This window comes from Providencia sp. PROV129 (genome assembly GCF_028482245.1).
GTDB lineage: Bacteria > Pseudomonadota > Gammaproteobacteria > Enterobacterales > Enterobacteriaceae > Providencia > Providencia vermicola.
The window spans coordinates 432,085-457,154 of sequence record NZ_JAMPQD010000006.1 but is presented as its reverse complement, the minus strand read 5'-3'; the positions used below and the strand labels follow the sequence as shown (position 1 = coordinate 457,154).

At 38.9% G+C, this 25,070-nt stretch carries 22 protein-coding genes and 1 pseudogene; 9 read left to right on the top strand and 14 right to left on the bottom strand.

The features are described from left to right. Positions 1-18: 18 nt before the first annotated feature. Together PSF27_RS04925 and PSF27_RS04920 are read right to left on the bottom strand one after the other, a co-directional pair. Positions 19-597: a lytic polysaccharide monooxygenase gene (locus PSF27_RS04925; protein WP_206086065.1), complete on the bottom strand. Its 579-nt coding sequence runs from the start codon at positions 595-597 to the stop codon at positions 19-21. An 82-nt stretch (positions 598-679) separates the two neighbouring features. Next, positions 680-1,951 carry an MFS transporter gene (locus PSF27_RS04920; protein WP_206086064.1) on the bottom strand — a complete coding sequence of 424 codons (1,272 nt, stop codon included), beginning with the start codon at positions 1,949-1,951 and terminating at the stop codon, positions 680-682. A 115-nt stretch (positions 1,952-2,066) separates the two neighbouring features. Between PSF27_RS04920 and PSF27_RS04915 the strand changes: the two genes are divergently transcribed. The 3 genes from PSF27_RS04915 to bioD all read left to right on the top strand — a co-directional run bounded on the left by PSF27_RS04915 (position 2,067) and on the right by bioD (position 5,095). Continuing rightward, the gene (locus PSF27_RS04915) at positions 2,067-2,972 is read left to right on the top strand and encodes a LysR family transcriptional regulator (protein ID WP_206086063.1); all 906 of its coding nucleotides are present in this window, start codon (positions 2,067-2,069) and stop codon (positions 2,970-2,972) included. Between the two features lie 96 nt (positions 2,973-3,068). Then, positions 3,069-4,280: an ROK family protein gene (locus PSF27_RS04910; protein ID WP_272680996.1), complete on the top strand. Its 1,212-nt coding sequence runs from the start codon at positions 3,069-3,071 to the stop codon at positions 4,278-4,280. Between the two features lie 140 nt (positions 4,281-4,420). Then, a complete protein-coding gene (gene bioD, locus PSF27_RS04905) occupies positions 4,421-5,095 on the top strand; it encodes a dethiobiotin synthase (protein WP_206086061.1) in 675 nt (224 codons plus the stop codon). Between the two features lie 64 nt (positions 5,096-5,159). On the opposite strand, the gene PSF27_RS04900 is transcribed toward bioD, so the two are convergent. The 5 genes from PSF27_RS04900 to PSF27_RS04880 form a co-directional block, all read right to left on the bottom strand. Next, positions 5,160-5,393 carry a DUF1161 domain-containing protein gene (locus tag PSF27_RS04900; RefSeq protein ID WP_225819452.1) on the bottom strand — a complete coding sequence of 78 codons (234 nt, stop codon included), beginning with the start codon at positions 5,391-5,393 and terminating at the stop codon, positions 5,160-5,162. Positions 5,394-5,437: 44 nt separating this feature from the next. Next, on the bottom strand, positions 5,438-5,812 hold the full coding sequence (locus PSF27_RS04895) for a DUF1283 family protein (RefSeq protein WP_272680995.1): 375 nt from the start codon (positions 5,810-5,812) through the stop codon (positions 5,438-5,440). Between the two features lie 81 nt (positions 5,813-5,893). After that, entirely contained in the window at positions 5,894-6,643 is a 750-nt protein-coding gene (ydfG, locus tag PSF27_RS04890) for a bifunctional NADP-dependent 3-hydroxy acid dehydrogenase/3-hydroxypropionate dehydrogenase YdfG (RefSeq protein WP_206086058.1), read from the bottom strand. A 74-nt stretch (positions 6,644-6,717) separates the two neighbouring features. Continuing rightward, a complete protein-coding gene (locus PSF27_RS04885) occupies positions 6,718-8,346 on the bottom strand; it encodes a DUF4139 domain-containing protein (RefSeq protein WP_272680994.1) in 1,629 nt (542 codons plus the stop codon). Positions 8,347-8,451: 105 nt separating this feature from the next. Then, positions 8,452-8,859 (bottom strand): hypothetical protein, encoded by a 408-nt coding sequence (locus tag PSF27_RS04880; RefSeq protein WP_241016886.1) that lies wholly within the window; start codon positions 8,857-8,859, stop codon positions 8,452-8,454. Between the two features lie 176 nt (positions 8,860-9,035). Between PSF27_RS04880 and PSF27_RS04875 the strand changes: the two genes are divergently transcribed. From PSF27_RS04875 to PSF27_RS21015, 3 genes and pseudogenes are all read left to right on the top strand, one after another. Further along, entirely contained in the window at positions 9,036-9,452 is a 417-nt protein-coding gene (locus PSF27_RS04875) for an ASCH domain-containing protein (RefSeq protein WP_272680993.1), read from the top strand. 290 nt (positions 9,453-9,742) lie between these two features. Further along, positions 9,743-10,195, top strand: a complete 453-nt coding sequence (locus tag PSF27_RS04870; RefSeq protein WP_272680992.1) for a GNAT family N-acetyltransferase — start codon at positions 9,743-9,745, stop codon at positions 10,193-10,195. Positions 10,196-10,300: 105 nt separating this feature from the next. Then, positions 10,301-10,402, top strand: a pseudogene (locus tag PSF27_RS21015) (hypothetical protein); the annotation flags it as partial. A 186-nt stretch (positions 10,403-10,588) separates the two neighbouring features. Here PSF27_RS21015 and PSF27_RS21010 read toward each other — a convergent pair. Beyond that, complete coding sequence (locus PSF27_RS21010) at positions 10,589-10,726, bottom strand: hypothetical protein (protein ID WP_272680991.1); 138 nt, start codon at positions 10,724-10,726, stop codon at positions 10,589-10,591. A gap of 108 nt (positions 10,727-10,834) precedes the next feature. Between PSF27_RS21010 and PSF27_RS04855 the strand changes: the two genes are divergently transcribed. Both PSF27_RS04855 and PSF27_RS04850 read left to right on the top strand, forming a co-directional pair. Then, complete coding sequence (locus PSF27_RS04855; protein ID WP_206086054.1) at positions 10,835-11,182, top strand: helix-turn-helix domain-containing protein; 348 nt, start codon at positions 10,835-10,837, stop codon at positions 11,180-11,182. After that, positions 11,179-12,486, top strand: coding sequence for a type II toxin-antitoxin system HipA family toxin (locus PSF27_RS04850; protein ID WP_206086053.1), 1,308 nt, complete (start codon positions 11,179-11,181; stop codon positions 12,484-12,486). The genes PSF27_RS04855 and PSF27_RS04850 overlap by 4 nt, the downstream gene beginning before the upstream one ends. A 112-nt stretch (positions 12,487-12,598) precedes the next feature. Here PSF27_RS04850 and PSF27_RS04845 read toward each other — a convergent pair whose 3' ends face one another. Both PSF27_RS04845 and PSF27_RS04840 read right to left on the bottom strand, forming a co-directional pair. After that, entirely contained in the window at positions 12,599-13,699 is a 1,101-nt protein-coding gene (locus PSF27_RS04845) for an alkene reductase (protein ID WP_272680990.1), read from the bottom strand. Positions 13,700-13,752: 53 nt separating this feature from the next. Further along, entirely contained in the window at positions 13,753-14,352 is a 600-nt protein-coding gene (locus tag PSF27_RS04840) for a TetR/AcrR family transcriptional regulator (protein WP_272573576.1), read from the bottom strand. A gap of 124 nt (positions 14,353-14,476) precedes the next feature. Between PSF27_RS04840 and PSF27_RS04835 the strand changes: the two genes are divergently transcribed. Further along, a complete protein-coding gene (locus PSF27_RS04835) occupies positions 14,477-15,604 on the top strand; it encodes a DNA alkylation repair protein (RefSeq protein ID WP_272680989.1) in 1,128 nt (375 codons plus the stop codon). A 76-nt stretch (positions 15,605-15,680) separates the two neighbouring features. Here the strand turns inward: PSF27_RS04835 and PSF27_RS04830 are convergent, their stop codons facing one another. The 4 genes from PSF27_RS04830 to PSF27_RS04815 form a co-directional block, all read right to left on the bottom strand. Continuing rightward, a complete protein-coding gene (locus PSF27_RS04830; RefSeq protein ID WP_206086049.1) occupies positions 15,681-16,211 on the bottom strand; it encodes a beta/gamma crystallin-related protein in 531 nt (176 codons plus the stop codon). A 218-nt stretch (positions 16,212-16,429) separates the two neighbouring features. After that, a complete protein-coding gene (locus PSF27_RS04825; protein ID WP_272680988.1) occupies positions 16,430-19,285 on the bottom strand; it encodes an RHS repeat-associated core domain-containing protein in 2,856 nt (951 codons plus the stop codon). Positions 19,286-19,320: 35 nt separating this feature from the next. Continuing rightward, the gene (locus PSF27_RS04820; protein WP_272680987.1) at positions 19,321-22,170 is read right to left on the bottom strand and encodes an RHS repeat-associated core domain-containing protein; all 2,850 of its coding nucleotides are present in this window, start codon (positions 22,168-22,170) and stop codon (positions 19,321-19,323) included. 25 nt (positions 22,171-22,195) lie between these two features. After that, the gene (locus tag PSF27_RS04815) at positions 22,196-25,060 is read right to left on the bottom strand and encodes an RHS repeat-associated core domain-containing protein (RefSeq protein ID WP_272680986.1); all 2,865 of its coding nucleotides are present in this window, start codon (positions 25,058-25,060) and stop codon (positions 22,196-22,198) included. Positions 25,061-25,070: the final 10 nt, after the last annotated feature.

Genomic DNA, 25,070 nt, shown 5'->3' with positions numbered 1-25,070 from the left:
CTTATTTTGGCACTATTTTCAGTTCGATTTCACAAAATGTATATTTAAATCAATTGCTTGATAGAATGCATTACCTGTGTCATCGATTGTCCATACTGCTAAAATGGTATGGTACCCTTGATGTGATAATGGAAGGACACAGTTATGTTGAACAACTTCCTGTGGTATTTCAACGCGTTCGTATTTGCAAAAAGGTTTTAACTCAAATTGCGCACGAGATAGCGGTGCATTTGGATTCCAATTTAATTTGGTGATGAAGTATTCCCATTTCGTGGTTTTATGTATCGCTGTTAACCGCCATCTGAAATCAATTTCAGGGGAGGATTGTGTCAAGCGTTTCCAACGAAGAGGAGTTTGTTCATCAAGCTGTTTAAACTGGGGTAGTCCTGCACTCGCAATTTGACCATCAAGCGGGCCTTTTTCTGGAAACCCCTTCGGTCCTTCAACTGATTGGGGTTCATATTGAACAGGGCCACAATTTTTGTTTTCTTGTTTTTTACACAAATAAGCTCGACTTTCAGGAGACTCGACATATCCATGGGACCAAACTAGAAAACTACAACAGAAAAGAACTGGGGCAAACAACAACGGTTTCATCTCATTTCCTCGTTATTAAAAGAGTGTGTATCATCCAGTAATAACGAGGGGGAGAAAATTTTAACCTTTATCAGTGTCTAAGCTAATGGTCATAACAGCCTGATTTCAATCGGCATGCAATCATAACACCAACCAATAATATTCCTGCGATGAATAAAGCAACGCCGTTCCAACCATAATTAGCCCAGAATAGCCCACCAACTGTACCCGCAATACTTGAGCCTGCATAATAGCTGAATAAATACAGTGAAGATGCTTGCCCTCGAGCCCGTTTAGCACGACGTCCAACCCAGCTGCTAGCAACAGAGTGTGCCGCGAAAAAACCAGTTGTTAATAAGGTCATTCCCAATAAAACAATCCAGACATTTGAATGTAATGTAATTAAAATACCTAATAACATCAATGAAATAGCAGCAATCAATATGTTACCTAATCCATATTTCTGGGTTAGACTGCCTGTTTTTGTCGCACTGTATGTACCTGTTAAGTAGATAACAGATAAAAAACCAACGGTAGATTGTGATAAGTTATAAGGTGCTTCTAATAAGCGGTAACCAATATAATTATACATGGTGACGAACCCGCCCATGAGAACAAAACCCTCAACAAATAACCAAGGTAAGCCTTTATCCCTAAAATGAAGATGTAAATTGACCCATAAATTTTTCGGTTTTAACGAGCTGGCACGAAAGTGTTGGGAAGGGGGTAACAAACGCCAGAAACTTATCGCAGCAATCAAAGCCAAGGTCCCTAAAATCACGACAGCGACACGCCATGAAAAATAATCAGCAACAACCCCTGTCATTAATCGTCCACTCATTCCACCAATGGAATTCCCGCTGATATAAAGTCCCATAGAAAGAGCCACATAACTTGGGTGTATCTCTTCACTTAAATAAGTCATGGCTACAGCGGCAACGCCACTAAGGGATAAGCCAACTAAGGCTCTAGCAATCAAAATACCTTGCCAGCTTTGCATCACTGAACTTAATAACGTAAATAATGCTGCACATGTCAACGCTATCACCATTACGTTTTTACGACCAATCGCATCTGATATTGGCCCTGTGATTAACAAACCTAAAGCCATTAAGCCTGTGCTTAATGAAAGGGCTAGGCTGGCTGTTGCAGGAGATACGTTAAAATCTGTGGATAATAAAGGCAGGATAGGCTGCACAAAATACAGCAGCGCAAATGTTGCAAAACCAACTGTAAAAAAGGAGAGGGTGACACGTAGGTATAAAGCGTCATCTCTTTGAATATAATGTTTTTTAGGTGCGACATGTACCGCGGAGTCAGTTTCTTCCCTTTCAGCAGGTTGCTCAGTAGTCAGGCTATTGGATGAGTGTTCCATGTGTATTCCTTGTCATACTAACTCATTTGATTTTGATCAAAGAATAGAAATTCCTAAGTTTTTTGTCTAATATATTAATTATCTAAAATGATACTTTAAAAATATCAATATACTTATGAACATTGAACTGAGGCATTTACGCTATTTTATTGCGGTAGCAGAAGAGCTCCATTTTGGGCGAGCCGCTGAGCGCCTACATATATCACAACCTCCATTAAGCCAACAAATACAATCACTTGAAGAACAAATTCATGCTAAATTATTGGAGCGAAATAATCGAAATGTCGCTCTAACACCAGCAGGAACCATGTTTTTAAAAGAGGCTTATCAAATACTTGCTCAAGTTAATGCGGCTGCAACTAAAGCAGCTCGAATGGAAAAAGGTGAGCTCGGTGAATTATCTATTGGTTTTACTTCCACAACACCCTTTATGCATAAAGTCACAATGAGCTTAAGGCAATACCGTGAGACTTACCCTGAAGTCTCTATTCACATGCACCAAATGAATACAAAACAACAAATTGCGCCTTTAGTAACTGGGCGCATTGACATGGGGATTATGCGAAATACTATTTTGCCTGAACAACTCGACTATCAATTGCTGTTTAAAGAATCATTTATGGTTGCCGTTTATGAAGGGCACCCATTGTTAGAATTCGAAGAGCAAGGCGTCGATATTCAATTGTTGGCTAATTACCCTCTAATTTTTTTTGAACGTGAAGTAGGAACGGCGTTACATGATGAGATCAGTCAGTTATTAACCTCCGCAGGGATCGTCCCTAAAATCTCACAAGAAGCAGGGGAAGCCATGACAATACTTGGGTTAGTTTCCGCAGGAATGGGAATATCTATTATTACTGAATCATTCACACGCATGAAAATTGATGGTGTAAGATATGTAAAATTAATTAATATTGAGGCATCATCTGAAGTATGGTTAGTTTACAATACCCGTAGAACCTTACCTGCAGTCGCTAAAAAATTGACTCAAATTTTGATTTCCAATATTGTCGGCAAATAAACGTGACCGAAATCACACTTGGTATGTATGCAGAATCATTCATATACAGAATAAGGCATAATAACTAATTGCTTTATAAAGGATTTGACAATCGCTATGCTGAACCAAACGGGTCATATTGACCAAATAAAACAATTAAACACAGGTATTGTGTATCGAATAATTGATCAACATGGTCCAATATCGCGTATTGCCTTATCTAAGCAAGCTTCATTAGCCCCTGCAAGTATCACTAAAATTACCCGTGAGCTAATGGATGCCCACCTTATTAAAGAGCTAGAATTTCCAGTATTGGGTTTGCGAGGTCGTCCCGCAATTGGTCTGGTCATTGAAAGTGAAGGGTGGCAGTTTCTTTCGATGGTTATTGAGCCACGTAAAATCACGGTTTCTTTGAAGGAAATTAATGGGGTGACGCTAGCGCAAAACTCATACCCATTTGATGTGTGTGGTAATGATGCTTTTATTCATGAATTGCTTGAGTTAATCAGCCAGTTTTTTGCTGATCATCAAACGTTAATTGAGCGGCTTACAGCGATCAGCATCCTTGCAGAAGGTATCATAGATCCTTACCAAGGGATTGTTTTCCAACTTACGGGTTTCAATATTAATTCTTTACCAATAGCACAACATCTGACTAAACAGACAGGTTTACCTGTTTATTTACACTCAACCGTTGATGCACTGGCATTAATGGATCATTTTTCGCTTTCAGCAAAACGACAAGCCACAAATATTATTTACCTTCAAATACAGGATGTGGTGAATGCCACTGTACTAAACCGTGGCATGACATTAGATGCCAATACACAAAAACCGCTTCTATTCGGTCATAGTCAGTTAGGTGAATCGAATCAAGTTGCCTGTTATTGTGGAGGTGAGGGTTGCTTGGAAACGCATATTTCCATTCCAGTGGTATTGCAAAAAGCCAGTAATTTATCTTGTCATTACCCTGATAGCGTCTTATTACAAAATGAAATATCAATCGATAAAATTTGCGCTGGCGCAATATTAGGCGATCCCCTTTGTGTTTATCTAATAGAAATGGTAGCAAAACAATTGGCCAAACCATTATCGTTAATGGTAAGTCTATTTGGTACTGAACTTATTCTTATTAACTCCCCCTTAAATATAGCATCAGAGAGATTATTTGAGCGGTTGCATCATTATATACATCAATACGCATCTCCTCTGTATAGTTCTCATTTATTAATAGAAAAATCTAACTTTTCAGTAAAAGAAAGTGAATCCACATTAATTCAACGCGCTTTATATGATGGTTCACTGCTACTACAATTGCTACAAGGCTAAAACAATTAGATAAACTTTTGACTATCGACCACAAAATTGAGCTAACGCAAACTTATCACTTTCCCATTCCCATAAACTGAATCCATATCATTTTTACAGCTTATTGCTGCTAGTCTGTCACTTCAGGATAGAAAAAGACCATGATCAATCTATTTATTACCGGGACAGATACAGATGTCGGGAAGACAGTATCGACACTTGCTATTTTGCAAGCACTCAATGGACAAGGAATTAAAGCCGTAGGATACAAACCTATTGCAGATCAATGCATTGATACCCCTGAAGGAGTCAGGAATAAAGATGCATTATTGATTCACAGTGTGTCTAAAGACCTCGTTTCTTATGATGAAGTTAATCCAGTTCGCATCACTGACAACTACAGCCATGAGAACAGTATTGATTTTAGTAAAATCAAACAAGGTTTAGAGCATTTACATGAACAATGCGACATGGTCGTTATTGAAGGAAATGGCGGTTGGCGCTATTTACTTGATGATAATACTTTTTATGCCGATTGGCTCAAAGGACAATCAGTCGGAGTCATCTTAGTGGTGGGTATTCAGCACGGTTGTGTCAATCATGCCTTGTTAACAGCGGATGCAATTAGGGCCGATGGTTTACCGCTAATTGGCTGGATGGCAAACCGAATTAATCCAGGTCTTGCTCATTACGCACAAATTATTGACCGTCTACAGCACCACATTAAAGCGCCACTAATTGGTGAAATTCCGTATTTATTACGGCCAGAAGAGCGGGATTTAGGACGCTATTTGCATATCGAAAAATTGCAGGAATTTATTACTGTACCAGCATAATCATTTGAAAATAAACAAATAAAAAGGGCGATTTATTCGCCCTTTTTGTGTTATTTATCCATGCCTAATGGCGAGTATAAATAATTTTATATGAATCATTTTGGCAGTGACCGACAACTTGGCCTTTTGATGGGTCAACTTCATCATTAGGAACTGCAACTAAACTAAAACTATCGGCAGGTACGCCATTATTGATAATTTTCTGTTTAATTTCTTCTATCACACTTTCACATGAAGCTTGAGCAAAAGCAGGGGCCAACATCACTAAAAATAATGGAACTAATAATTTCTTTTGCATCGATCCTCCTTGGTAAATGACTCCATAACGAACAAGTTAACAACTTACGGGTTAATTGGACGACCAGTACTAACATCTAAACAGCGCTTTGTACTAGGCTCCCAATAGGCATTCAGATTCAAGCTTTTTTCACACTTATCTTTTGCATCAAATGCGGCGTCAATCTTATCGAACTCTTTTTCAGTACGCGTATTCACTTTATTGCGTAACATTCGAGTGTTATCCCATTGTTCTTTTTCTTGGCGAGCTTGTTCTTTATTTAAAGTATCATCACCTTTACCAACAGAAACACAAGTACTGCCTGCAGTGCATGACGTTGTTGTATTTCCCTGAGCAGCGGGGGCAACTGTTGTCCAAAGTAATGGTAAACAGACACACATAGCTGCTACGCTTTTCTTCAAAATATTCTGAGTACTCATGTAAATTCCTTACTAAACAGGGCCAATATCTTGAGTATAGCCAAAGATAAACCATTTCGTCTGTAGAGAATAGTACGAAAATTAAAGTTGTTTATGAACGGTTAAACCAGCGAATGTTTGGCAAACAGGCATTAATTCCAGAGTATTCACGTTCATATGCGCAGGCAGCGTTGCAACCCAAAATACCGTTTCAGCGATATCTTCAGGCGTTAATGCTTCAGCACCTTTATAGGTGTTTGCAACTTTATCATCATCACCTTTAAAACGTACGTTAGAAAACTCAGTTCCACCGACTAAACCTGGCTCAATATCCGTCACCCGAATTTTTTTACCTTGTAAATCAGCACGTAAACCTAATGAAAATTGTTTAACAAATGCCTTAGTGGCGCCATACACATTACCACCTTTGTAAGGCCAACTTGCTGCGGTTGAACCAATATTAATAATATGACCATGATCTTTTGCCACCATGCCTTGTAGGACTTCATAGGTCATATTGACCAAACCTTTGGTATTGGTATCAATCATTACTGCCCAATCGTCTGGGTTTGCATTAAACGCAGGTTCCAAACCAAGTGCTAAACCTGCATTATTGACAAGAACATCAATATTTTTCAAGGAGGTAGGTAAATTAGCGACGGCAGTTTGAATCGCTTTTCTATCTTGAACATCTAATGTTAGAGGATGAAAACTATTGCCTAATTCACGTTGTAACGCTTCTAAACGTTCAGTTCGACGCCCTGTACCAATAACGGTATGACCTTGCTGAATGAATCTACGCGCGATAGATTCGCCAAATCCAGATGATGCACCAGTCACTAATATAATCATGAAAACCTCTAAGCTATTATAGTTGTCTTGCGTAAATTTATTCTAACGCCTTCGAAAGGGAACTACAAAACTTACTATTCAAGACCAACGATATGCTTATCTTTTGGGTAGCTCAACGTATAATTAAATGGAATTTCAATCTGTTGGTTAGCTTCTAAAGTCACATCCCAAGTTAATTCTCCTGTTGTTTTATTGACAACAGCCTGTTTATTATCAATTTCAGAGACTTTAATTTCGCTATCTTGACTAATCGGTAATTGGTCAACAATTGTTAAATTAATTGGCTTAGTATGCATATTTTTGGCTTTAATTAAATATCCTTCCTTCTGTTCAATAGTTGAACCAATAAAACTTGGTTTTTTCTTCATTTTTTCGTTATTTTCACGAGAAATCTGAATGTTTTTATCAATGCCAAAAGGAATAAAGAGAGTATCATTCAACTGAGTGGTATCAATTTGGAAATTACCAATATACGTATTGCCATAGTAAATATTGGCGTTACCATTCAGTAAATTCAGCGCCTGCCAATTATCGATATCGGCTTGTAAGAAGACATCTTCCGCCAATTTCGGTGTCGTCGTGTATTGGTATTTCCCTATAATATCTGTTTGTTTGATGGTTAACGAGTTGGGTTTTGTGCTACTTTTTAGGCTATAAGGTAATGAAATATCGTAGTTTAAATTGATGCCATTGTTTGATGCAGTGACAAAATCGGCAATACCTGAGCTATCACGCTTTTTTTTTGCACGCATACTAGCGTCCGTCATTGCGACGGGAGCAGGGGCCTGTTGCATTAAGGCTTGGGATTCGTACTGTATACTGTCATCATAAACCGATAAGCGCCAAGGTTGCAGGTTAAATGGCGTAATATTTTTAGACGGATTCACAGAGGATAACGTTAAATTGACATCTCGCCAATCAATCCCTGTGTTTTGCACAACATTGGCTTTGTAGGTAAGAACGATAGGGGATTCAACATCTTCACTACGAAAATCATAACTTGGGGACCAGGCGGCATCAGGGGTAAGGTAAGAAAGTTGCATTTGTGCTGTGGTTGCGTTTTTCGCATCAATAACCATCACCACTTGAGTTTGCTGCCCGACAACCGCAGGCAAGTTTTCATCAATTTGAGCTTGTAGCAACATGTTTTTTTCTTCAAGCTCACCCACTGACGTTTGGTTCTGCTGCTGTTCTTGCAATATTTGCGTCATCTGTTGACGAATAAAATTCAATTTTTGTGATGATTGCTCAATTGTCTGGCTATTGTTTTCACCAAAAAAACGTTGATCTTTCAACAACGATAATTGTTCTTCTCCCACTTTAATTGCAATATTTAAGCGTTCAATTTGTTGATTATTTTGTTTTTGTTGTTCTTGAAGCGTAATTATTTCAGGTGAATAAATAGGGGGAACAGCGACCTTTTGGACATTGATTGAACGAATAATAACATCATTATTTTTCAAACTAACGGACAGGGTTCGTGGGTCTATATTTGCTGCAATATTGGTCAATATAACATCATTTTGGCCCGGTTTAAGTGACAGTGTCACATCATTATCCAACTCAGCCCCACGTAAAAATATTGTTGCATGATTCAATTTAACATTTTGATTTAAAGTACTTTCTGCTTCCGCTAGAGCATGGCCTGCAGCAAGAAGTGATGTTAAAAGTAGGCCACTTACAATACGAATGGAAACCGTCATAGTGAAACTCCAAGAATATATAATGAGCAAAAATTGATAAATCGGCGATTCACTCATCATATTTTATCCGTTTGTCACTTGATAACAGATAAAGCCTAAAATATTTTATTTGTACTTTTTCATTTGGTAGATAAAGTATCCAGTCGCTAAAGGGATGATAAATGGAATAATCGCAATTAAATACAAAGCGCCGAAGCCTCTAGCGCCCCCCCCATTAATTATCTCTTCAAATGTATGCTCTGAAAAATAGTGAAGAAGAACATCATCACTGCATTTTTTAGCAAAAGGAAATAAAGGCAGGCAAATACAAGCATAGATTATCCATAACAGGTGTGCTGTCGCATTTTCACTTAACGAATAAATAGCCATTCCAAAGATCATAAATCCAAAGCACGATTTACCCCAAAAATCCCAACTTTTGATAAATAGACGAATAGGGTGTTTATTTTTTCGCTCCAAGGCCTTACGTTTCTCGATTTTTTCTTTTGTGTAATGCCGTCCATTTTTACTCATAAAATTTCCTTGTAAAACAAAAAGAAGTAAAGCTATATTAATCTATCATTAATGGCTCAACGGTTAAAAATGAAAATATTTAACCACGCTAATTTTGATGGCACAACCGTTCGTTTGCATTGGACTAATCAACCTTATAAAGGACACATCAATTTAACAGGAAAAACATCTCATTAATGAAAGCCATATCTGCAGTCTCTCCAGTAGGTAAAAATATTGCGTTAGGAAAAAAAACGTTAGAAATAAGAAAATGGGCACCAAACATCGGTTGTAATGAAGACTTACTGATTGTTGAAAATCACAATTATCTTTTAAAAGATGACAATGAAGAAATGGGGAAAGCTGTCGCAATTGTTAAAGTGAAAAACGTGAGGCCATTCGTTGAAAGTGATATTGATGCAGCCTGCGCATCCTACTATGAAGCAGGTTGGCTAGCTTGGGAGCTAACAGACATCCGAGCGATTGAAACGCCAATAAAAATGATAGCAAAACGTAAGATTTATGAAGTTGAGTTGAAATTCAATTTTATGATTTACGGGGAATTAACCAGCCAAAACGCTGGATTTCTTCATTTTACACTTGGGTTCGCATAATGCATATTATGTTAAATAAGCTGTAAGGGTTCATTAGTTCACGATTCTTCTCTCCATTACGCTAGACTTATGTTTCTTGAGATCAACTCAATATTAAGATGGGAAATTCAACTTAACCCAATATTTATAAATGAAAAACGCTCTCCCTCCCCTTAAACATAACTATGGTTTATCTGAATCAGCTAAGACCTCATACTCATGACTTTATCTTTATCAGCATTTAAGAACAAACGGATGATATTACCATCCGTGTATATTTTCTTTCTTATTGCTTATATGCTGAGTAGAAAATGAAAAAAATTTATCAATGGACTCGCCAAAATTATCGAATAACAACAGATACTGACGATTTTGATATACCTTCTATTCACCAGTATCTAGTCCGTTCAAGTTGGGCAAAAGGAATTGATCTAGAGACAGTGGCCCAAAGTATTTCTCATAGCCTTTCCTTTGCTCTTTTTTATGATAATAAGCAAATTGGTTTTGCCCGTGTTGTCACAGACTGGGCGACATTTGGTTATTTATGTGATGTTTATATCCTCGAAGAATATCAACGCCAAAAACTTGGGCTCTGGTTAATGGAATGCTGCCATTCTCACCCTTTAATGATGCGCCTACGACGGCTCATGTTGGTAACATCAACAGCCCCCTGGTTATATGAAAAAGTGGGATATAATCCCATAAACCGTGAAGACTTTGTTTGGGAAATTGTTAGACCAGATATTTATCAAAAAATGGAATAAAACTGTTTATTGATAGTTTCAGCACTATGATTATTTAATAGTATTATTAACATGTTGATTTTATTAAAAACGGTATGATTAAACATACCGTTTTCTCAATGACTAAATGGTGACGGTTATGGTTTCTCAGCGGCATATGATTTAGGTTACGGCGTCACGTTTGGAGGTGGATATTCAAACTCAAAACGGACATCGGGCCAAAATAATGTGATAACTGTAGCCAGGGATATAGGCCTATTTTCGCCATAGACCAAACACGCTACCAGTTTTATCAACAAATGTTTAATCAATGGAGTGATGGTGAGAGCGACGTCTTTAAGATGTTGATTGAGAAGTTTTCAAACGCCTTAACGCTATTTGAAACCCCTTAACATAAGTAAGAGGCGTTTTTAATCAAACAGGCCTATCTATTTTATTGGCCGCTTTTTCTAACAAACTATCTAAGCTGGAATGCAGTAAGTGGTTTTTCACCTCTTTGCTTTCAACCTCCAGTTTACCTATATAAAGAAAAGAGTGAATTATCTTATTCATCAACCTAATTCATCTAATTTTTAACCCTGATATAAACCGTAACGTATACGTTGCAGATCGCCAAAAAAAACACTATATTGTAATATATATATTACAAAAGAGGCCGTTATGAAAATTTCAATGGCAATGTCAGATTTAGCAATAACACAAGAACTCTATAACCGCCTTGAATATTATAGGCAATCTAGGGGGCTGTCACAGGAAGAGCTTGTCGAAAATCTAGGTATTAGCCGACCAACCTACGCACGAATACAAAAAGGCACTTGCAGCCTTGGAACATTTATCAGCGTATTACGCGAGCTGAATTTATTGGAAGGGTTCGACACATTGATCCCCCCTCCGTCTTTACGTCCTTCAGAAATAGTTAAACAACAAAATGTTAGGCGTAATCAAATACAGACCAAACTCTCTGTCAAAGAAATGTTAGCTAACCGAAAAAATAAAGGTTCGATATGATAGCCAAATCTTGCACTGTCTTTTTTGATAATATACCCACGGGCTATTTGGCCTATACAGATGATAGCGGCTTTGCGACGTTCGAATATACCAAAGAGTGGCAAAAAGAGGGTTTTAGTCTCTCCCCACTTCACTTACCGTTGAGTTCACAAACCTATACTTTCCGCAGTTTACCTGTTGATACCTATCGCGGTTTACCTGCTGTATTTGCAGACTCCTTACCCGATGATTTCGGAAACGCCTTGATCAATGCGTGGCTGGCACGCCAAGGTAAAGACAAATCACAATTTTTAGCCTTAGACCGATTACTCTATACTGGAACTCGGGGTATGGGCGCACTTGAATACCAACCGACGAATTACCCGAACATTGAAGAAGATACCCCAATATTGATTGAAGAATTGGTCAATATCGCCCAAAAAGTGTTGGATGCGCGAGATGATTTGCATTTAACGGATAGTGAAGAATCCTCGATGTCTAAGTTGCTACAAATCGGTACCTCTGCAGGTGGTGCACGTGCTAAAGCCGTAGTCGCAGTCAATAAAGACCGTACAGAAATCCGCTCAGGCCAAGTAAAAGTCCCAGAAGGGTTTGAACATTACTTACTTAAATTTGATGGTGTTGTAGAGCACCAAAGTAATAAAGAAACCTTTGGCGACCCAAAAGGATTTGGGGTGATGGAGTATGTTTATTACCTGATGGCCACACAAGTGGGTATTGAAATGTCAGAATGTGAGTTATTAAGGGAAGCACAGAGTGGACGTGCTCATTTTATGACTAAGCGCTTTGACAGAGTGGGAAATTTAAAATATCACGTCCTTAGTTTATGTGGCTTAGCGCATGCAGACTTTAGAAAACCAGGTGCATTTAGTTACGAAGAGCTACTGTTAACTGCAAGGCAGTTGGGTTTATCAAATAAAGAGCAAGAGCAAATATATCGCCGAATGGTGTTTAATATCATCGCCCGTAACCATGATGACCACACTAAGAATTGGTCATTTATGGTGAACGACCAATACGAATGGCAGTTAGCGCCTGCTTATGACCTCGCTTGGAGTTATAAAAAAGACTCAGAATGGGTACAATCTCACCAACTGTCATTAGCGGGTAAACGTGATAATTTTACCCATGATGACTTATTGTCAATCACAGAACAAATTACACACCTACGTAGAAATAAAGCAAAAAAAATAATTGATGAGACAATTGCCGTGGTCTCAACGTGGCGAGAGCTTGCTGAACACCATGGTGTTCCAGCTGCACTGAGGGAGAGTGTTTGGAATACACTCAGATTAAAATGGTAACGTATATATTCCAAATAGTATAAAAAAAGCCAATATTGCAATATATACATTACAATTTGGCGCAAGCAAAATTAGTAGTCATCCGTTGCTTGCGCCTATATCTATTATAGTTCTATTTCATAAATGGATAATCAATATAACCTTCTGCACCACCGCCATAAAATGTTTCAGGGTGCTGAGGATTCAGTGGTGCACCATGCTGCAAGCGCGCAACTAAATCAGGGTTTGCGATAAAATCACGGCCAAAAGCTACGGCATCAATTAATCCTTTTTCGATTAAGTCTTCTGCCTTTTCAATAGTATAAGCACCAGCACCAATAATTACACCATCAAAACACTGGCGAACTTTTTGACGAAATGCCTCTGTATAAGGCTTACCGCCTGCCCAATCAGGCTCAGAAAGATGTAAATAACCAATCCCACGCTGATTTAACGCATCAATCACATATAATGCGTCTGACTCTTCATCGGGGCCATTTCCTGTATTTTGGAAACTACCAATTGGAGATAGTCGAATACCTATGCGCTCTGGTGCCCATTGTTTACATACGGCATCAATCACTTCCAACAAAAAACGTGCGCGGTTTTCAATACTACCACCATATTGGTCATCACGATGATTTGCATCTGGCGATAAAAATTGGTGCAATAAATACCCGTGAGCACCATGTAATTCCACCATGTCAAATCCCGCTTGGCGCGCATTTTCTACCGCTTGGCGAAAGTCATCAACAATTTGAGGGATTTCTTGTAATGTTAGCGCTCGCGGCATTGAGGTTTCAACCCTCACTGGTTTACCTTGCTCGTCTCGTAAAGACGTACGTGTGTTAGCACTTAGTGCCGAAGGTGCAACAGGTGATTGATTCTCAGGTTGTAACGTATCATGGGAAATTCGCCCCGTGTGCCACAGTTGTACGGCAATATGACCACCTGCATCATGTACCGCTTCTGTGATCTTTTTCCAAGCGACAATTTGCTCAGGGCTATGTAACCCTGGAGCCCCTGCATAGCCTTTTGCTTGCGCTGAAATTTGTGTCGCTTCCGAAATGATCAACCCTGCACTAGCACGTTGACGATAATACTCCCCCATTAATTCTGTAGGGACATCACCTGGCTCAATACTACGCAAACGCGTTAATGGTGCCATGAATATTCTATTTGCTGCAGTGAAAGCACCAACTTTAAGTGGTGTGAATAATTGTTTTTGCGACATAACAGCTCCATATTAGACCAGTCGACTAGTAATTAGAGAAATAAAAACGCCATTTAACTATTTGGCGTCTGAAGTGTATTCTTTACATGTTCCAACGCGTTTTCCAATGGAACCGTGCTACGTGTAATTTTTGATTGTAAATTTGCCCCTAACCAAAGCGCATAGAAAACTTGAGCCTTTGATAAAGGATCACCCATAAAATAAAGCGATTTTTCTTGGCGACCTTTTTCTAAGGCATCCGCAAGCAAACCAATAATTTGCCGAACACCCTCATCCATCGCTTTATTCATATCTTCAGATAAGTCACACACTTCAGCTGATAATTTTACCGTGAGGCAACCATTAATATGACCCACCTGGCAGACCTGTTGCAGCATTTCACCATAATAAGCTAAAAATCGGTCGCCGTAATTCCCTGCTCCTTGTTCGAAGTGCTTTGTTAGGCGTTGTAAATAGTCTGTGTAATAACGTTCTAACATCGCAACACCAAACGCTTCTTTAGAGCGAAAATAATGGTAAAACGATCCTTTAGGTACTTGTGCAGTTTTTAAAAGTTCACTAAGCCCCATCCCCGTAAAACCAAGATGCAGACAAAGGCGCTCACCCGTAGCTAAAAGATGTTCACGTGTATCGTGTTCTGTGTGTTTATTCATGGCACTACTGTACTGGACTGATTGGTCTAGTACAAGTTTTTTCCTGCTAAAATACAAAAATAGCATATTCTGCCAAGGCAATTTCAGGCAATATATTCCTTTAAATAGCGAGGTGGGAATGGGTATGACGAGTGTAATCGAAGAACAAAATGATAAAGCATTTAAGCACCATTTTAATGAAGCGATGTTACAGCGACTTGCTGAACTCATTAGTGTTGAATACCCAGAATTTAATGCAAAAACATTGCATGATTTAGCCTCTAAAATGTCCCAACTTGAAATGAAAGCACGAGTCCATGCGATCCGAGACGTTTTAATTACCGCACTGCCATCTGACTACCCTAGCGCACTTAAAATCATTATTTCGGTGCTAAAACAAAATAAATTACAAGGATTTGCTATTTGGCCATTGGCTGAGTTTATTCAAGTACAAGGTTTAGCACACTACGACATTTCACTCGATGCCTTAAAATTACTCACCACCTATTTTACCTCTGAATGGGCCATTCGCCCTTTTATCAAACAATACCCTAATGAAACCATGAGCTTTCTAACCAAATGCACTATTGATGATAATGTCCATGTGCGCCGTTGGGCATCTGAAGGTACTCGTTCTCGCCTCCCTTGGGGTGAGAAATTACATGCGTTTATCCAAAACCCTATCATCACTCGCCCAATTTTAGATGCACTTAAGTTTGATAGTGAGTTATATGTCCGCAAAAGCGTGGCCAACCACCTTAATGATATTTCGAAAGACCACCCTAGCTACGTGACACAACTACTGACTGAATGGAAACAACAGGCCAATACACCACAAGAACAGCAATATATCAAATGGATCACTAAACAAGCATTAAGAACGCTAATTAAACAAGGAAACCACAACGCGTTGGCACTTATTGGTGTGGAACATGGGGCGCAAGTTTCTATTGAACAATTTAATGTCACTCCAAATATTAAACTCGGTGAAAATTTAATACTTGAGCTTTCTCTACGTTCATTCAGTGATAAACCGCAAAATTTGGTGATCGATTATATTATTGGTTTTATGAAAGCGAACGGAAAAACAGCGCCAAAAGTATTTAAGCTACGCACAATGACGCTCGGTGCCCATGAAACCCTCACCCTAGAAAAAAAACACACGGTTAAGCCCATCACCACAAGACAATATTATGCAGGAAAACAGCAAATACAGTTGCAAATTAATGGTAAGGTAATGGCGGAACAAAACTGGCTGTTAGCCATTGAATAAACAGCCAATTCGTTAATATGTTAGAATCTTAAATAACGAATAAGGTCAGGTTCTCTGACCTTATGTACTCACATAATCAACGACGTATGATTTTAATGGAGCGTATTTTCTCACCATAACCTAATGCGTTGTGCTCGCCACCCGATTCTGTGTGGTATTTCCCTGTATAATTAACCCCTTCATAAAAACGCACTGTCCAGCCATCAGGAATACTGTAAGAGGCAATTTTATCTGCAAAATCATAACGGGATAAGTTAGGAATATTTTCATCAATTTCAAGATACTCTCCCTTTTGCCATGTTTTTGTGTATACAAACATGCTCTCTTCGAGATAATCACCATTGAATGATATTTTGCTGGTGCTACATTTCGCATCTTTGGCTTTACAAAAAATACTGCCTTTCCCTTGCCCTAACTCACAGCGACGAGACGTTTTTTGCCGTGCATTTTGTTCTGAAAACGCAGCTTCTGCATAAAATTCAGAAAATGGTGATAATGCACAGATATGCACAACTTGTGTATCATGACGGGAGGAATTATTATGATAATTGGATTTTGCATAGCTAAAACTGGTAAACAAAATCAGCAATAAAATACGTTTTTTCATCGTAAAAGCATCTTTGGCGGAAATGTATTCAGCCAAATTACGGTAAATAAGCTAAATTTTCTAGTAGAACACTCTGATAAACAGTCACTTAGTGAATTTTACTTATCTATATTAGTTCAAGATCCCCCCGTGACTAAATGCAGCACAAGCGGTGATGCTCGCCAAACAAGTTGCTAACCCCAATCTCACTTATTTTTTATCCAGATTGAGGTTAAATTTTAGATAGAAGCGCGTCGAGCTTTGCGGGGTTTATACCATGTTTGCCCATCTGCATTAAGCCCAAACCCCCAACTTGTTAGTGATGCTCTATGACCAAAAAAGCCTGACTGATTGATGAGTTTTCGCGCTCGCATGCTTTTATCAAATGGGCAACTGGAGCGGATCCAACTGACAAACATACCAGGGCCTGTACCATCGACTGTAATATTACGGCGCATATGTGGAATTAAACGCTTTCCTTGCCACATGATAACTGACCAAGGAATATTAGGGTAATAATAATTCTTTTTAGCCGTCAAGGTATCAAATTTGCTTTGGGGCACAACGTCAAGAAAAGGCTCTACCCCATTATGCGTATAAAGATAGCGAATATAACGCATTACACTGTGTAGACTAAATGCATTCTTTTTGGCTGCAATAACGGCATTACCTAAGGCAGTTTTTCCTTTGTAATCCCTCCCATGATGAATTAGCAGATCGGGAAGTTCGTCTTGGTTGTCTAAAAGTGGTCTAATTTCCCCAATTGGGCCATCGACCATAACATCAATATCCATATATAACCCACCAAACCGCCTTAAAATACCGATTCTTAACATATCTGATGCAGCCGCATAATTCGCATAGGTTGTATTAGTCGATTCTCGGTTAATCGCTGCTTGATATTGATAATCAAATGGGGCAGGTTTTTTAACATTGATAACATTGAATATCGCTTGGCTATAACCTCGTTCAATGAGATTATTTTTCAACTTTGTTGGGTTATCACTCCACAAATTAATCTGATATTGAGGGTTATTATGTTTAAAGCTGGCAATATTACTGATGCCATCAGCGGGAAGTTCTTTGTGACCAAGCCAAATATAATGAGCAATTTTAGGGTATTGCCCTTGTTCGTCATAATATGTCATTGGGTTATTGCGTGCCATACGGTATAAATTATTCCCGTCAGCAGCACCCAGAGGGTCAGCACTCAGCCAGCGCCCAATCCATGGTTGGTAGTAACGGCGACCATAATAATATAAACCTGTCATATCAAGTTCCTTATTACCATAGTGCCGCGTTTTATAACCTGCTAAAGAGGTATTATCTGCCAGCCAAGTTGCTGTTCCGCCATAAGGATAATATTCTTCTTGGCTAAGGATATTTCCTTCGTTATCAAGTTCAATTCCTTGGTTTCCCGTTAATGAACTAAGTGAATAATGCATGGCATTATTGGCAACCCCTTTTGGCTTGCCACATTCCCAATGTAAAACTTGAAACTGTACCCCAATCAAGCTATTAACCGTAATTACTTGTAATATTTCATCATCGTTGCGATTTCTTAACTCTAAGTTCGGTAAATATATCACTTTCATTTTTTGTCCCGAACGTTCAGTCACTTTCACTGTTCGTTGGTATTGATGGTCATAACAGTAATGTTCTATAGCGTCAGCGCTTTTGACAGAGCGAAGTTCCTGGTGAGTTGTCCAGTTAAGGTGTTGGCCTTGAAGCAGTGTTTTCTGTTGTCCCGCTGCAGTAAATAACTCATCGACTTTTTCTGCGCTTGAAGCCAATTCGTTTAATACTGCGCGATTACTCTGATTGCTAGTGGTTATTTGTGTTGAATAACGTTGGTTTGTTGCGGGTGAGCGATGGGAAATTTTCGTTAAATTACCGCTATTATCATAACAATAAGTACGGAAATATCGCGTATAAGTTGCATTATCAAACGAAATACAACGGGAAGGTGATGAAGATTGGTAAACTTGGTTTGCCATTTCACGCCCAGACGCACTGACTAATTGATACAATGAGTCATACTGAAACTCTTGTCTTGCCTCAACTTTTTGGTTGTGCCAAAAACGTGTTTGCCCCGCCTGATCATGAACACAAACAACATTGCCCACAGGATCATACTGATAAATTAAGTCTTGAATTAATTTAAACCCCAATAAATGATCCGTTGGCCTTTGGGTTTTCACACGAACTAAATATTGAGTCTGTGCTTCATATTCGTAGTTTGCAACAATGCCATTACCGAGTTCTTCACTGGTTTTCAAACCTGAAGGAGAATACTGTATCTCTTTTGCAACCCACCGCTCTAACGCGTTTTTAATTTTTAAGCTGTAGGTTTTTAATTGCCCTGCAATATCATAAGATTGCCGATGTTGATTGCCCTTAGTGTCTTCAGTCACTAAGTTTGCCCCTGTTGCATCCGTGATGCAATAACTGACAAATTGGCTAACCGCAAGTTGTTCCTCCCTTTCATCAGTTTGCCAATCCACGTCATATTCAGCATCTTCAGCATGTTGGATTAAACGTCGAGTTTGTGAAATCGCTTTTCCCAATAATGAGACTTGGTCTAATTGCAATAATCCTACCGTATCGTAGTGGAAAATGCATTGGCCGCATAAATTAATATTTTGATAAATAATGGAATTATCCGCATATTCGAAACATTCGGTTACTCGAGTCTTTCCACCAGCCAATTTTTCTTTTAAGCACAATGGCCTACCTAAGGAAGTACTATCTTCATAGTCATAAGTACGAGTAACACCATTAGCATCAATACTCACTAATAATCGACTCTCTATATCGTTAATCGTCACCGTGTGTCCGTTATCTACGCCTTCACTCACCAATACAAGGCCTGATAAATCTGCTTTAAAACGAAAATTAAAAGACGTTTTCTTCTGTAAACGAGGATCACTTATCCCAAGCAGAAATCCACGAATATCAACGGACTGAAAGGTGAGTCTTTCATCTGTTATTTCGGGGGTATCTGGGTGGCGATAATACTCAATTAACCGAATATTGAGCCCGCGATTATCAGTAATCGTTATTGAAGGTGTTTTCCCCATTGAAAATTCATCCATTTTTCCTCCTTTAAAAAACGTTTAATTTGACCCCATTAGTTAAGCCGAACATTAGACACCGTCGTTGCCTTGGATTTTAATTTCTTAGGAACAAGCATTTGAGGACGGTAAAATAACGAAATTAATTGGTCAAAACTGTCATTGGTTGAGGTTTCATAAACACTTAACTGTGACTCAGAAGAAAGCAAACGTGCTGAGCCCACGATTCTTAAAGCAAGTGCTGTTCTAAAATCTTGAAATGAATACAACGTGTTAATCGCACTCTCTGCGATCGTTTCACTTTTTAGTGCGGCGACACCAGATGAGTCATCAGGAAAGCGTGCTGTTAAACGTTTTATGTCCGTTTCTCTGCGATAAAAGTCCAAAGTATCATTGATAGCCATATGGCTATAATTCATATACTTATAGCCCGTGATATCATCTACAGAAGTGACGTACAGGTTATCACCGAATTCACTCCGTGTTTTTCCGCGCACTCCTCTGATCCCTAATGAGAAAAAAGCAAAATCAACCGTTTTCAAGTTCAGTACATCGCTTGGTGTGGTATTGGTTTCACACGCAGATAAGATCCCTTTCTTGATGAGCTCATTTCTTGAACGAAACGTTGCACGGTTATGGGGTTTAAGAAATTGTTGGTCTGAAAAATGCAGTAAGGTGAAATCTAGCTTAGTAAAGTTATCAACAAAACCTCTCTCATCATCACTCAGGTCACCTACCTTAGTCCTAATCTGAACCATATTTTCCTGAGTATGCGCAAAAAATGTCTCTAAGTTATTAAAAACAGGCCGATAGCCATTATTATCTAACCATCGTTCACCTAAAGACATAATCTGGTAGCTCTGGTTGGCACGTGATTTTGCCCGGTAATTATTATACTGCTGGTAGTATCCTACAACGCGGTCAATTGGGTTAAGACCATCATTATCTTGGTATTTTAATGGGTTATTTCTCGTCATTCTAAAAAGATTTAAACCATCGAGTGTTCCACCAGGGTCTGCACTTAGCCAACGACCACAGCATGGTTGATAATAGCGATGACCGTAGTAATATAACCCTGTTGCATCAAGTTCTTTTCCTGAATAGCGTATCGTTTTGTAATCCGCTTCAACGTCATTACGTACAAGCCATACTGCAGTCCCTCCATAGGGGTAGTATTCTTCTAGGCTAATTAAGTTACCTTGGCTATCTAGCTCTAATCCGCTATTGCCATTAAATGAATCAATAGAATAACGTATTGAATTATTATCTATTTCTTTGGGTTTTCCTTGTTCCCAATGCAAAACCTGAACCCGCATTCCATTGGTTTCATTGATATGGATAACCTGAAGTTTCTCTTGATGGTTAATATTTTTTAGTTCGAGATTAGGTAAGTAAATGACAGTCGCTATTTGTTGATTATGTTCGGTGAGTTTAAAAATTCGTTGGTGGTCGCTACCATAACGGTATTGTTCGTAAATCGTTTCCCCCCTCATACTCAGTAATTCTTGACGTACAGTCCAATCCAGCGTTTGGCCCTTCATTAATTGCTTTTGCTGTCCACTCTGCGTGAAAAATGCATCAACATCTTTAGCTTCCATCGCCAATGAATAATCTATTGCGCGGTTACTTCTATCACTGACCGTCATTTTTATTGTATAGCCGCTATGTATTGCTGGAGTGCGATGGCGGGATTCGATTAAATTACCTGATTTATCATAATGATATGTGCGATTGTAATAGGTGTACATTGAACTATCGAACATAAAACGTTGAGGAGATGCATGCCTTTGCTGATTAATATTCGCCATTTCGCGGCCTGTTACACTCACTAACTGATACAGTGTATCGTATGTAAACCTTTGTTCAGGCTCTATTTTTTGATTTTGCCAAAAACGTGTTTGCTCTGCATCATTACGAATACATAATATATTTCCGACGGGGTCATATTGATAACGCAAATCCTGAAAACATTTAAAACCCAATTCGTGATTATTTGCTCGTTCAGTGCTAAACCGAATAAGCCGTTGTGTTTGTGGTTCATATTCATAATATGTCACAACACCATTTCCCAATTTTTCACACAGTTTTTGCCCAGCTGCGGAATACTCTATTGATTTGATCATGCATTGTGTAATCTCGCCTTTTATGGTTAACCCACAAAATTGTAACTGCCCTGCGATATCATAATGTAAACGCTGTTGATGCCCCTTTGCGTTTATACTAAGAATGTTAGCCCCTGTTGCATCATTTTTTAGTTCTGTACAAAAAGGCTCTGGATTTAACATCCCATCTCGGTCATTTGTATTCCAGTTAACATAAAAATCTTGATTATCAAGTGATTGAATTAACTTTCTTGTAATGTGAATTGCTTCCCCAGTGAGAGAGATTTGGCCTATTTGCAATAGCCCAGCCGTATCATAGTGGCGAATACATTGACCAGACAAATTGGCGTTTTGCTCGTGAAGTGAGTTCCCTGCATATTCAAGGTAATCACTAATACGCTCCCCCTGCTCGGCAGTTTTTTCCCAAATATGCGTTAACCGGCCTAAAGACGCTGACGTTTCATAAACAAAAGTACGCCATAAATTATTGGCATCAAGACTTAATAACAAACGTCCTGCAGAATCATTAAGAACCCTCACCGTACCGTTATCTATTCCCTGAGTTTGCAGTGAAAACCCCAAAAGGTTATATCTATAATTGAAATTAACTTGTTGTTTTACATATTGCCGCGGGTCAGCAACGGTTGCTAAGAAACCATGAGTGTTAAATTGATAAAACTCAATACGCTCCTCGGTCTGTTCTGCAAAATTAGGATGCCTATAATAGTCAATTTTCCGGATTTTATTTCCTCGATTATCCCTTACAACCACTAATGGTGTTGATGTAAACAAAGACAAATTCATATTATTTTCCTTTATATTCAAATCATTAATGAATATTCATTCTCTGCCCTTGTACAATTCGAGTATTCTTCGAATGTAATTTTTTAGGGACAAGAATTTGAGGGCGGTAAAAAAGGGAAATTAAATTATCGAATTCTGCGTCTGAAGTTGTTGAGAAAACAATTTGTTGCGAATGTTTGTTGAGTAATCGCGTTGATTTGACGATGCGTAATGCAAGTGCTTCTTTAAAATCACTATACGGATAAAGCGTATCACTGGGTTTTGTTGCAATTTTTTCATGAGTTAATGTTGCGGCAGCACACAGATCACCTCGAAATTTGTCAACAAGTCTACCTTGTGATGTCATTCTTTTATCAAACAGCATCGTATCATTAATTGCCATATGCCCATATTTTAAATACTTATAATCACGCACTGAATTTAGTGGGGTAACATATTTTAAATCACCAAATCGGCTACCCATTTTCCCTGTCACTCCCTCAACACCGAGAGAGAAAAAAACAAAATCTTTTGTTTTTAAACCCACAAAATCGAAATCTGTGGTGTTCGTGTGGTCAGAGCGGATCAGCATTTTGTCTAGCAAGCTATCTCGGGAACGAAAAACGGCATGACTACCACGTTCTAAAAATCGTTTATCTGTGAAATGAATTAAGTCAAATTTTAATTCGTTGAAATTATTCACAAATTCTAACGAATCGCCCCTGATTTCACCTACAGCAAGGCGTAAATTCTGCATATTATCCTGCGTCATTGCATTGAAAGAATCGAGGTCCATAAACGGGATTGAATCATCATCGCGTGAAACCCAATCTGTACCTGTCGACATGATTTTATAGCTTTCATTGGCTCTTATTTTAGCCTTTTCATCAATGCGCCGATGATAATATTCAACAATTTGATTAAACGGATTTAGCCCATTATTATCTTTATATTTCAGTGGGTTATTCCTTGCCATTCGAAACAAATTCAATCCATCGACAGTTCCACCAGGGTCGGCACTTAACCAACGCCCACACCATGGCTGATAATAGCGATAACCATAATAGTAAAGCCCTGTTGCATCCCGTTCTTTACCTGAATAACGATGTGTCTTATCTTCCCCTTCAAGCGCACTGCGTGCTGCCCATATTGCAGTTCCACCATAGGGATAATACTCTTCATAACTCATCAATTGCCCTGATTGATCCAGTTCTAAATCACCACTCCCCGCTAACGCATTAATACTGTAACGTATTACGTTATTTTTAATTATATCTGCCCTTCTGTTTGTCCAATGCAAAGCGCGAATAGATGCAATTCCCGCATTCCCTACAACAATCAGTTGTAGTTGCTCTGCTTCTTTTCCATGAATTTGTTTGTAACGCAATTCTAAGTCGTCTAAGTAATAGGTTTGGTAACTATTTGATTTTTGTTGGCTAACCTTTAAAACACGCTGACTATTCGAATCATAACGATAATGTTCATTAACCTCTCCCTGATAAACCTGTCGTAATTCTTGCCGCACCGTCCAGTCAAGGCATTGCCCTTGAAATAACTGTGTCTGCTGTCCGCTTGGTGTAAAAAAGTGGTCAACTTCATCACTGTGTGCAGTAAGTGAATCGAGAACAGCGCGATTACTGTGCGTATTTGTGGTCATTGATTGGGTATAGCATTGGTTTGTCGCAGGAGCTCGATGGTGGATCTGTATTAAATTGCCACTGCGATCATACTGATAGGTACGAAAATATTGGGTGATAGTCATACTGTCGAACGAACAATATCTGGGTAGTTTGGTCTTTTCCGTGATATTGCTTGCCATTTCACGCCCTGATGCACTCACCAATTGATATAAACTATCATAGACAAAGCTTTGTTTCGGCTCTATTTTTTGGTTTCGCCAAAAGCGTACAGGTTCAGCATTATTGTAAATACAAACAATATTCCCTACGGGATCATATTGATAACGTAAATCTTGTAGGCGTTTAAAACCGAGAGGATGGGTTACTGGTCGCTCTGTTCGAGAGCGAATTAAACGTTGGGTTTGGGGCTCATATTCATTCCATGAAACCACTCCATTCCCCCATTCCTCTCGCACAATATTTCCATTGGCGGTATAAGTGATGGATTGAACGAGAACCCGTTCGGGCTCACCCGAAATCGTTAGACAATGCCCTATACACTGCCCCGCAATATCATAAAATAAGCGCTGCTGATGGCCTTTCGCATCCTGCGTCAATAATATAGAACCTGTCGCATCATAGGCCTTTTGATTAACAAAAATCTCTTGCGAAAGCGTATTATCCATTTCACCCTGCCGCCAATTTGCAATGACTTCCGCATTCTCGGCATCTTGAATAAAACACCGAGCAGTTGAAAGCGGCGATCCCGTGAGGGATATTTGGTTCAACTGTAATAACCCTGCGGGGTCATAGTGGGAAATGCAGTGTCCTGCTAAGTTGTTTGCCTGCTCTACAGGAGAATTACCTGCATAAACAAAATAATCACTCACAATAGTGACAGCGTCACGCTCTAGGCAACGAATTAATCTCCCTAACGTGTTTTTACCCTCGTAATCACACGTACGCCAAATATTATTAGCATCAATACTGACTAACAAACGCCCTTCAATATCATTTAGCCGTCGTACCTCACCATTATCAACGCCATTTGAATAAAGTAGTGTTCCCAACAGATCATAGTGATAGCAAAAATTAGCTTGGACATGAATATGTAAACGTGGGTCAGTACTTTTGTACAAATACCCTTTTATATTAAACTGCTGGTATGAAATTCGCTCATCAGTCATATTCAGTGCATTAGGGTGTCGATGATATTCAAACGTTCGTATATTTAGTCCTCGATTATCAACAACATCGATTGTTGGTGTTTTTGTTGACAATAAAAAAGTCATGTTTCTCCTT